Origin of the sequence: Mesorhizobium sp. M7A.F.Ca.CA.002.15.2.1, assembly GCF_003998715.1 — a bacterium.
In the GTDB taxonomy this organism is placed as follows: domain Bacteria; phylum Pseudomonadota; class Alphaproteobacteria; order Rhizobiales; family Rhizobiaceae; genus Mesorhizobium; species Mesorhizobium ciceri.
The window spans coordinates 1-9,640 of sequence record NZ_RZPI01000143.1 but is presented as its reverse complement, the minus strand read 5'-3'; the positions used below and the strand labels follow the sequence as shown (position 1 = coordinate 9,640).

General features: G+C 59.6%; 5 protein-coding genes and 2 pseudogenes. 5 read left to right on the top strand and 2 right to left on the bottom strand.

The window, feature by feature from the left end; translation table 11 throughout:
* The first annotated feature begins 760 nt into the window (after positions 1-760).
* The 3 genes and pseudogenes from ENZ74_RS11070 to ENZ74_RS34385 all read left to right on the top strand — a co-directional run bounded on the left by ENZ74_RS11070 (position 761) and on the right by ENZ74_RS34385 (position 5,574).
* On the top strand, positions 761-4,294 hold the full coding sequence (locus ENZ74_RS11070) for an autotransporter domain-containing protein (RefSeq protein WP_082826570.1): 3,534 nt from the start codon (positions 761-763) through the stop codon (positions 4,292-4,294).
* A 243-nt stretch (positions 4,295-4,537) separates the two neighbouring features.
* Positions 4,538-5,221, top strand: a pseudogene (locus ENZ74_RS35070) (integrase); the annotation flags it as partial.
* A gap of 116 nt (positions 5,222-5,337) precedes the next feature.
* The gene (locus ENZ74_RS34385; protein ID WP_063169293.1) at positions 5,338-5,574 is read left to right on the top strand and encodes a hypothetical protein; all 237 of its coding nucleotides are present in this window, start codon (positions 5,338-5,340) and stop codon (positions 5,572-5,574) included.
* A 161-nt stretch (positions 5,575-5,735) separates the two neighbouring features.
* Here ENZ74_RS34385 and ENZ74_RS11055 read toward each other — a convergent pair.
* Both ENZ74_RS11055 and ENZ74_RS11050 read right to left on the bottom strand, forming a co-directional pair.
* Positions 5,736-5,936: pseudogene (locus ENZ74_RS11055) on the bottom strand (SMC-Scp complex subunit ScpB); the annotation flags it as partial.
* 93 nt (positions 5,937-6,029) lie between these two features.
* Positions 6,030-6,290: a hypothetical protein gene (locus tag ENZ74_RS11050; RefSeq protein ID WP_095769041.1), complete on the bottom strand. Its 261-nt coding sequence runs from the start codon at positions 6,288-6,290 to the stop codon at positions 6,030-6,032.
* Positions 6,291-6,507: 217 nt separating this feature from the next.
* Here ENZ74_RS11050 and ENZ74_RS11045 point away from each other — a divergent pair, with 217 nt between their 5' ends.
* The gene (locus ENZ74_RS11045; RefSeq protein ID WP_082826571.1) at positions 6,508-8,670 is read left to right on the top strand and encodes a prolyl oligopeptidase family serine peptidase; all 2,163 of its coding nucleotides are present in this window, start codon (positions 6,508-6,510) and stop codon (positions 8,668-8,670) included.
* 38 nt (positions 8,671-8,708) lie between these two features.
* On the top strand, positions 8,709-9,407 hold the full coding sequence (locus ENZ74_RS11040) for an OmpW family protein (protein WP_063169295.1): 699 nt from the start codon (positions 8,709-8,711) through the stop codon (positions 9,405-9,407).
* Positions 9,408-9,640: the final 233 nt, after the last annotated feature.

Below are 9,640 nucleotides of genomic sequence, written 5' to 3'. Positions count from 1 at the left end.
GCATCTTCCGCCCATGCCAGCAGCTACGCCGCCAGAGCGTCATCCGCAGCCTGCTTGATCAGCCATTCGATGTGATTTGACCACATCTGCAACACCTCGCGCTTCTCCTTGACGTTGCTATAGAGATCGTAGATTTCGCCAATGTCTCCGGTGCGGGCTCACAGCCCGTCCATATAGCCGCCAGTCTGCTGCCTTCGAGTGGCCCATGTTGGCCGCGGCCAGGAAGTGGCGACGATTGAAAGGACAAAATCAGTTGCCGAAACTCATCGCAGGTGACGGTCTGGTGGCAATTTGGGCACATCTTGTGTCTCGTCGCCAGTAAACACGGATGCCCGGCAGGAGCTGAGCTCGCTGCCGGCGGAAATCGTAGAGCGCCAGCGACGCATTCTGATCTTTCGTCAGGCAGTCGACCGCCTTGGCATACGCCTCGGCCTCCATCTCGATCGACCTGAACCGGTATCTTGTGCGCCATCCGGACGATCTGGGAAAGCTTGGCCGGGCCGGCGCCTTCCCAGGCGCACGGGAAGCGCGACGACCCATGTGGACCTTGGATTTCACTCCGCACTTACGCTGCTTTGGCCTTGTCAGCAGCCTGAGCATAAAGCGTGCTCAGCTTTCAGGCCGAGCACTCATCCATTGTTGACAGCACCTGTCGTCATTCAGGATCGCCCCATTCTCGCAGGCCGCTTGCAGCTTTCAGGCTGTTGTCAGCCAGGGCCGCCATAAAGGGTCTCGTTAAACAATTCAGGAGGCCGTTCCAATGAACAATCAGTTTGCGAGACTTTTTCGAGGACCAGGTATGCAGGCTTGTTTCAGGACAAAGAACTTTCTGGCGGCAACCACCGCGATGACGACGGTATTCCTGCCGGCTGTGTCTCTCGGGGTGGGTCTGGTAGCATTTCCAACTGGAGAAGCGTTGGCCGACGACCCGATTTCGATCCCGCTGGAGTATGTCGGGGAAGGCCATGACCGCCTGGGCATCTGGGCCAAGATCAACAATGGCAACGCGCAGCGATACGTATTCGACACGGGCTCGGACCAGCTCAACACGCAGATCGGGTCAGAGGTGACCGGGGTCCGCCCGATTGCCGACACGCCTTACGTATATACGTACGGGGACGGAACGTATGGTAATAAGCTTCAGAACGTGGAAATTGATAAATTTACATATGTCGATCCAGATCAAAAGATAACAATCGACGGGCCGTCTGTAAGCGATAAGAAATACCGGGCTGCTCGCATTCTCGATTTTGTCTATACCCATGCGTATTGCAAGGACAACAATCTTAAGTGCACGCCGGGATCCGTGACGGATGGACTTAAAGATATGTATGGTCAGGATCTCCAAGAACCTTATCACGCCGATAAGGAGCAGCGGGCGAAAATGACCGCTGGCAAGATGGCAGACGAAGGCGGCGATTTCGCAGGTACATTCGGGGCCGGCGATTTTCTTGGCAAGACAAGTGTCTGGGGCATGATGGGCAGTGTCACCAGGTCTGGCTACGTGGTCTCCGCCAATGTGAATCCGGATTCCGAGAGCGACCAAACGCCTGGCTGTTCCCCCTGCACGATTGTCAACCTCAATCCAAGCCTCCGGGCCCAATATACTAATGCCATGCCATGGGGAGAACCCGAGGAAAAAGATCAGGATTCTTATCAGAATTTTCCTGGCTCTGGCGCCAATGCCTCGACCGAATACGAAGGCAGCTACAATCTGCAGTACACGGTTAAGGATGGAGCCCCACCAATCACCGACCCCAACAAGACCGCGGTATTGCTCGACACCGGCACACCGGGCGGTGGCAGTCTGGAGATCAGTGATGCGATGCTGAAGCAATTTCAGGATGCGGGCGTCAAACTTAAAAATGTTCGGAGAAATGAGCAACGCGAGATCGTAAGCGCATCGGGCAACATCCCGAGCGTTACAATCGCAGGAACGGATGGCGATCCGGTAAGGCTGGACAATATCGACTTCACCTACACCAGCGGCACGACGGAACAACCCAATGACCAGACCAGTTTTGTTGCCGGTCTTGACTTCTTCAAAAACAGATCGGTCATTTTCGATCTGGAGAAGAAGTATACCGCTTATACGTCACATTTCGTCACTGCCAGCAACTTCTCTACCGATTCATCCGCACCCGAAGGGACCGGTCTGAGCAGGATCACGACGAGCATGGGGAATGAGGGCGGGTTCGGCATAGCGGGTGTCGTCTCCGGCTCCGGATCGCTGACGCTTGATACAAAGACGGTGGTCCGGATGACGAATGTCAACACCTACACCGGCGAGACGAATATTGCTCAGGATGCCTATCTCTCGCTTGCGGGGCTCGGCAACATCCAACGGTCAGCGAAAGTCGTTGCAGACGGCACGTTCGATATCTCCGAACATGGAAATGGCAGCGACTATTGGGGAATCTCCGACGCCTACAACGATGCCCGTATTCGTAGCCTGAGTGGCAGCGGAACGGTCGAACTGGGCAAGCGTACCCTGGTGCTAACGGATTCGAACGACACGTTCGCCGGCAGCATCAACGACCTCGACGTTGATAACAATAATATGGGCGGCAAACTATTCGTTGCCGGTGGCGTGCAAACGCTGAGCGGAAAGAACAATTTTTCCGGCATGACGACGGTCGGTTCCGGCGCGGGATTGCTGCTTGCCGATACAGGTGTGCTTTCCCATGATGCGACCACGTCCGGCTTTCTCGGGAATGACGGGCAGATCGGGGGCACGGCTATCGCAAACAGCGGCGGTGTCGTCGCAGGCGGCGGCACCTACGGTGCGGTCACCATTTCCGAGGGCGGCACGGTCGCTCCTGGCAGTGCGACCGATCCGAGCAGGATCGTCACCACACTGACTGTCACGGGCGATTTCGCGCAGCAGTCCGGATCGATCTATCAGGTCGACCTCGCAAGGTCGTCCGATCTCATCGATGTTGGCGGAGCAGCGGCGATCGACAGCGGCGCGCAGATCGAGCTGCTGCGGCAGGGAACGCTATCGGTCGATGCCCGATATACTCTGCTCTCCGCAGCAGGCGGCGTAAGCGGCACCTATGGCGGGCTGACGGGGGCTCTGGCGACAGACGCGACGCCCTTCGTCGATTTCCAGCTCGTCTACGATGCCAACAATGTCTATCTCGATATCAGCCGCACATCGACGGCGTTTGCCGATGTAGCCAGCACCTTCAATCAACGCTCGGTCGCCGCAGCGGCTCAGGCGCTTGGAAGCGGTAATCCGATCCAGGACAACATCCTGTTCCTGACGGCGCCGGAAGCCCGCAACGCTTTCGATATGCTATCAGGCGAGGTTCATGCTTCCATTCATAGCGGCCTCATCGAGGACAGTCATTCTGTACGCGATGCCGCGAGCGAACGGATCCGTGCGGCGTTCGACGGCGTCGGTGCCTCCAGCGTTCCGGTGATGACTTATGGGCTGGGTGGTCTGGAACTGGCCCCGGCAACGAGTGAGAATTTCGCCGTATGGGGCCGTGGCTTCGGCGCCTGGGGTCATCTCGACAGCGACGGCAATGCCGCCGGTCTCGATCACTCGACAGGCGGCTTTCTGGCTGGCGGTGACGCGGCTGTCGGCGAAAGCTGGCGGCTCGGCCTCATCAGCGGCTACAGCCATACCTCCTTGGAGGCGGACGATCGCGCGTCGTCGGGCTCGAGCGAGAATTACCATCTCGGTCTTTTTGCCGGCACGCAGAACGGCAATCTCGGTTTTCGTTCCGGCCTTGCCTATACCTGGCACAGCATCGAGACCGGCAGGTCCGTGGTCTTTCCAGGCTTCGCCGACAGCCTTTCGGCCGATTACGACGCCGGCACGTTCCAGGCCTTTGGCGAGCTCGGCTACCGTATCAATACGGCTTCGGCTTCCTTCGAGCCCTACGCTAATCTCGCTTATGTGAATTTTGACGCCGATGGCTTCACCGAGAATGGCGGCGCAGCCGCCTTGTCGAGCGGGGATCGCTCGAGCGACACGGCGTTTACCACGCTAGGTCTGCGTGCGTCGACGGTACTGACCCTCGGCACCGTGACTGCTACCGCGCGCGGCGGTCTTGGCTGGCGCCACGCCTTCGGCGACGTCAGGCCGGATACCGCTCTTGCCTTTGCTGGCGGTTCCTCCTTCGCCATCAAGGGCGTGCCGATCGCAAAGAACGCAGCTCTGCTCGAAGCTGGGCTTGACGTAAACATCACCGAGAACGCGACGTTCGGCATCGCCTATCAGGGACAGATCGCCTCGGATGCCCAGACACACGGGTTCAGCGCCAAGCTCGGCGTCCGTTTCTAAATCACCCGCAAAAGAGATTGGTTATGAAGTCAGTGAGTGCATTTTCTTTTACCGTCGTTCTCGGCTCAGCGACGGTGATGTCTGTGTCCGCCGCGCGAACGGACGATGCCTGCTACAACAAGGCACAAAGCCTATGATGACGCAATGTTCAATCGACGACCTGAAGCCAGTCGATGGCGAGCTTGACAAGCTCTACAAGGAGATGGAGACCCGGCTCAAAGAGTCCCGGCGCATGTCCAGGAACTGGTCGAGACCGCGAGGGGCTACAACGCCACCTCGGAGAACACGCGCGACGCCTACCCCAAGGATTGGCGGCATTTTTCCTCCTGGTGCCGGCGCGCTGGCTTCGATCCCCTGCCTCCGGGCTCGAAGGTGATCAGGCTCAATATCAGCGCCTGTGCCTCGGGCACCGCCGCCGGCGATCCGAAGCGTGGCGCCCCTGCCCTTTAGTTTGCGACCATCGAGCGGCGGCTTTCCGGCCTCGCCTGGAACTTTACCCAGCGCGGCCGGCCGTTGGACCGCGCGGAGCGGCATATCTATAAGGTTCTTGCCGGCATTCGCCGCAAGCACGCAAAGCCACCGCGGCAGAAAGAGGCGGTCCTGGCGACGATCTGCTGGCGATGATCGCCACGCTCGGCCACGACCTCAGGGCCTGCGCGACCGCGCTATTTTGCTCCTGGGCTGTGGCGGCGGCCTGCGGCGCTCCGAGATCGTCGGTCTCGACGTCATGCGCGACGACAACAGCGATGGCGCCAGCTGGATCGAGATTTTTGACGGCAAGGGCTGCTGGTCACCCTGCGCGGCAAGACCGGCTGGCGCGAGGTCGAGGTCGGCCGCGGCTCCAGCGACCACACCTACCCCGTAGTCGCGCTCGAGAGCTGGATCCGCTTTGGCCGCATCGCACGTGGACCCCTGTTCCGCCGCATCTTGTCGATCAGGTCGATATAATACGAAAAAGCCGCCGCCATTCGGGACGGGCGTCGGCTATCATGTCCAGCCATTATGCGGCGAGCGGATAGCTTTCGCCGGACCAGGCAGAGAACTTGGCGGCAAAAGCCTTCATCTCGTCGACCGCGAATGTGGTGCGCGGTTGCGAACTCGACTTGCTGGGCGAGAGGGACCTCGCCGAGAAAGGCGCTGACATGAGCGGGATGCTGCTTGGCCAAATCGAGATCCGCAAAGCAATCGGCCAGCGCCGCGTCGTCCAGCTGTACGCTGCAGGGCGCGTTCACGTCGTCAAGACGGATGCCAAATGCTTGCTCATAATGGCCGCAAGGTAATCGTTTCGGGTCGGAGACACAAGTTGCCGCCTCCTTCGCCGTAGAGTGGCCCGATACAATCACGATCGATATTGCCACCTCTTATCGATAGTGATCGCATAGTTCCCTGATTCGACTCTCAACCGCTCATATCAAGCGATTACTTCCATGTATCTGCTGCGCTAGCCCGTCCTGGCCTTGGAGTGTCGCTCCTCACCTCCTCCACCACTCACCAGCCCGATGGGAGTATCGCCCGCCAGCAGCTTCTCCTTGCTGAGCAGCGCGGCAACCTCAATCGCCTCGAAATCGGGCAAATCCCGCAGTGTGTCGAGGCCGAAGTGCAACAGGAAGGTCTTGGTCGTGACGTAGGTGTAAGGCGTGCCAAATTCAGCGGGCAGGCAGACGTTGACCCACAACAATCAAGGGGACGGTGCAGGCCAAGATTGCGGCAGGGCTTGGGCCCCCCACCCTTCTCCTCAGAACTCCGCTGCTTCCAGCTGGCGGCTGAAACTCACAGGCGCAGCCAGCTTGGTCTCTAACAGCATCGATCGCATCATGGTGTCTGCCATGAATCCGTGTGCGTGAAGCGCTCCAGAGCGAAGATGTTGGGCGTCAACCAGGTTCACTCCAATGAGCTTCACTTCTCGAGTTCTGCACAGTGTCCACGACTGGCGCCGGAGGTTGATCCGGTGATTAGGAGGAGCACTCGTTGTCGGATTCTCGACGATGTCGGACATGTGACACAACGCTTCCAGAGCGATCGCATTGTTCCGAAACGATTTTCCCAGTTGGCACGAAGGTTGCGGCCCTATGCGCAAAAGCACTGCGATGCCGCACCGACTGGAAGAACTCATCAATGATCACGCTTTTCGAACATGTGGGCGCCGCTACCGACACTGAGCGTTCCCGAGCCGACGGAAGCCTCTATCCCTTCTTTCTGAAGGCTGTCCGGACATGAACGCATTTGATGTCCGTCCAACGCTTGATGCTCCCGACGACGATCCCTATGTCTGGCTTGAAGATGTAGAGGGCGAGCGGGCACTTGCCTGGGCCGCCGGCCAATCGGCAAGGACTCTGAAGCACTTCGGTGGAACGCAGTTCGAGCGCGACCGCGCGGCTCTGACAGCCATTTTCGACAATCGCGACAATCTTCCCCTGATCGCGCGCCGTAGTCAGTACCTCTACAATTACTGGCGAGATGACGGTAATCCACGCGGACTGTGGCGCCGGACCACCCTTGCCGCCTACATGAAGGCGGATCCCCAATGGGAGCTACTGCTCGATCTGGATGCTCTCGCGGCTAGCGACGGAGAGGACTGGATCTGGGACGGCGCGTCCATCGAGCCGGAGAGACGGGAAAGAGCCGTTCTGCGCCTGTCGCGCGGCGGCAGCGACGCGGTCGTGCATCGCGAATTCGACCTGATTTCTCTGAGCTTTGTCGCCGACGGCTTCAACCTCCCCGAGGCCAAAGGCTACGTTAATTGGCTGGACCCTGACACGCTTCTGCTTTCCAGTGCGCTTGGTAATGGCATGGCCACCCGCTCCGGCTATGCGCGCACAGTTCGACTGTGGAAGCGTGACGCGGATCCCCTCACCACGCCGGCAATCTTCGAGGCCGGGTTCGAAAGCTTCCAAGTGTCTGGTCATTCGGACCGCACCGGCCGCAGCGAGCGCCTTTGGTTCATCGAGCAGCCGGCCTTCTTCGAGAAGATCAGCTGGATCGGCGATAGGAGCGGGCCGAGGAGGCAGATCGATCTTCCTCGCGACGCGTCGTGGCGGGTCTTCGGCGACTGGCTGGCGGTAAGGCCGCGCAAGCCCTGGACGGTGGGAGGCACCACCCATCCCGCCGACGCGCTGATCGTCATCTCGCTTTCCACTTTCCTCGCCGGCGGACGCCGTTTTGAGACCCTGTTTCAACCAGGGGAAAGGCGCTCCATGCAGTCATTCTTCTGGAATGACGGGAAGCTCATTATCTCTTACCTCGTCAATCTCGCACCGCGTTTCGAGATGTTCACTCCCGGCCACCAGGAATGGACGCGCCGAGTCCTGAACACCCTGCCCGCCGAAGGTACTGTCGACGTCTGGTCATTCGATGCGGCAGTTCACGAGACCAATGGAGAGGTCCTGATCTGTGCTCAGGATCCGATCACGCCGCCGCAGCTCTTGCTGTTCGATCTGAATGCCGCGCCGTCTCTCAGCGCTTCAGCAATCCTGAAGCGCAGCCCGGAGAATTTCGATGCATCCGGACTGGTGGTCACGCGCCACGAGGCAGTCTCTATCGATCATGAGCTGATCCCCTATACGCAGGTTGGTCCGGCGAACGGGAACGGAGATGCTCCGATTCACCTTTCCGCTTATGGCGGGTTCGGCGTATCATTCCTGCCCTACTACAACTCCCCGCTGGGCAAGCTGTGGCTCGAGCGCGGTGGCACGTGTGTCGAGGCGAACATCCGCGGCGGCGGCGAGTTCGGCACCCGCTGGCACGAAGCCGGGCGCAGGGAGGGCAAGCGTCTCGCCCACGACGATTTCGCCGCCGTTGCCTCCGACCTCGTGCGAAGGGGCATCACCCTGCCGAGGCGGATTGCCGCCGAGGGTGGCTCAAATGGCGGCCTGCTGATCGCAAACATGCTGACCCGCTATCCTGAGCATTTCGGGGCTCTGTTCTGCACAGCACCGCTTATCGACATGCGTCGCTACACCAAGCTCTTGGCGGGCGCGAGCTGGATCGACGAATATGGCGATCCGGACAAGGTTCACGATTGGGCTTTCCTGAAGGAAATCTCCGCCTATCACGCCGCAGCGCCGGGACAGCCCTATCCGCCTATCCTGATCGCCACCACGAAACGCGACGACCGCGTCCATCCGGGCCATGCGCGCAAGATGGCCGCAAAACTGCAGGCTCTTGGCTATCCCGCTTACTTCTACGAGGCCAGCGCAGGCGGGCACGGCTGCGGCGAGGACAATCGGGAGCAAGCCGCATTCATCAGTCTAGGCACCAATTTTCTCCGCAGCGCAATCGGCTTCAACGATCACCCTCCGGAGACGGCGGAACGCGTTGCAACGCAAGAGGGGCATTTGAGGTCCATCAACAATTCATTCGAGCAGGAGACGAAATAGTGCAGTGCATCCTTTCTGAACATCAAGGAGTGAATCTCATGGCGAGAACGCGAATGGGCGTAGCGCGGGCAACAGCAGCGGCGGTGGCCCTGATCATGGTGGGACAGCAGGCCGTCGCCGCGGAGCCTGCGCAAGCAGAGACCGTCCTGGCGGAGACGGGAGCCTCGGTCACCGAAGCGCCAATCCCTTGGCAGGTCCGCCTGCGGGCGTTGGGCGTCGTTACGAAAGATCTGGGCTACGTTGATACGCTTCCCGGCTCCGGTCTTTCGTATTCGGACACGGTGACGCCGGAACTCGATATCTCGTATTTCTTCACCGACAACATCGCCGCCGAACTCATACTCGGTACCACTTATGCCAACATCGCGGGCCAAGGGACGATCGGAGGGTTGGGCAACATCGGCAAAGTTTGGCTGCTGCCGCCGACACTCACGTTGCAGTACCATTTTACCGATCTCGGCGCGTTCAAGCCTTATGTCGGCGCCGGCGTGAACTACACGATCTTCTACAACCAGGACACTGGCAGCGCTGATGCTCTCAAGGTGAAGAACACGTTCGGCACGGCGCTGCAGGTCGGATTCGACTACATGGTGGACCAGCACTGGGGCCTCAACTTCGACGTGAAGAAGCTTTTCCTGAAGCCGGACTTCGACGTCACGGTGACCGGCGCGAAGCTGACGGGGAAGGCGGAGCTCGATCCCTGGCTGATAGGCGCAGGTGTCACCTACCGCTTTTGAATATCAGAGTGAAGTCTGCTTCCCGACTGCCGGTTTAAATGAAGGGCGCCTCGCGCGCCCTTTTTTACGGTCGACACTGCAGCGCAAGACCTCATGAAGCTATTGTCGGGCGGGGTTCTCTTCCGGCGGACCAAGAAGATGCACTGGCCAACCGGCCTTGCGCCTGAGGTGGAGTGCTTAGAAGCGCTTTGGATCGGGACGGGCTTTGGTATTGTGGGTGGAATGCTTCAGCC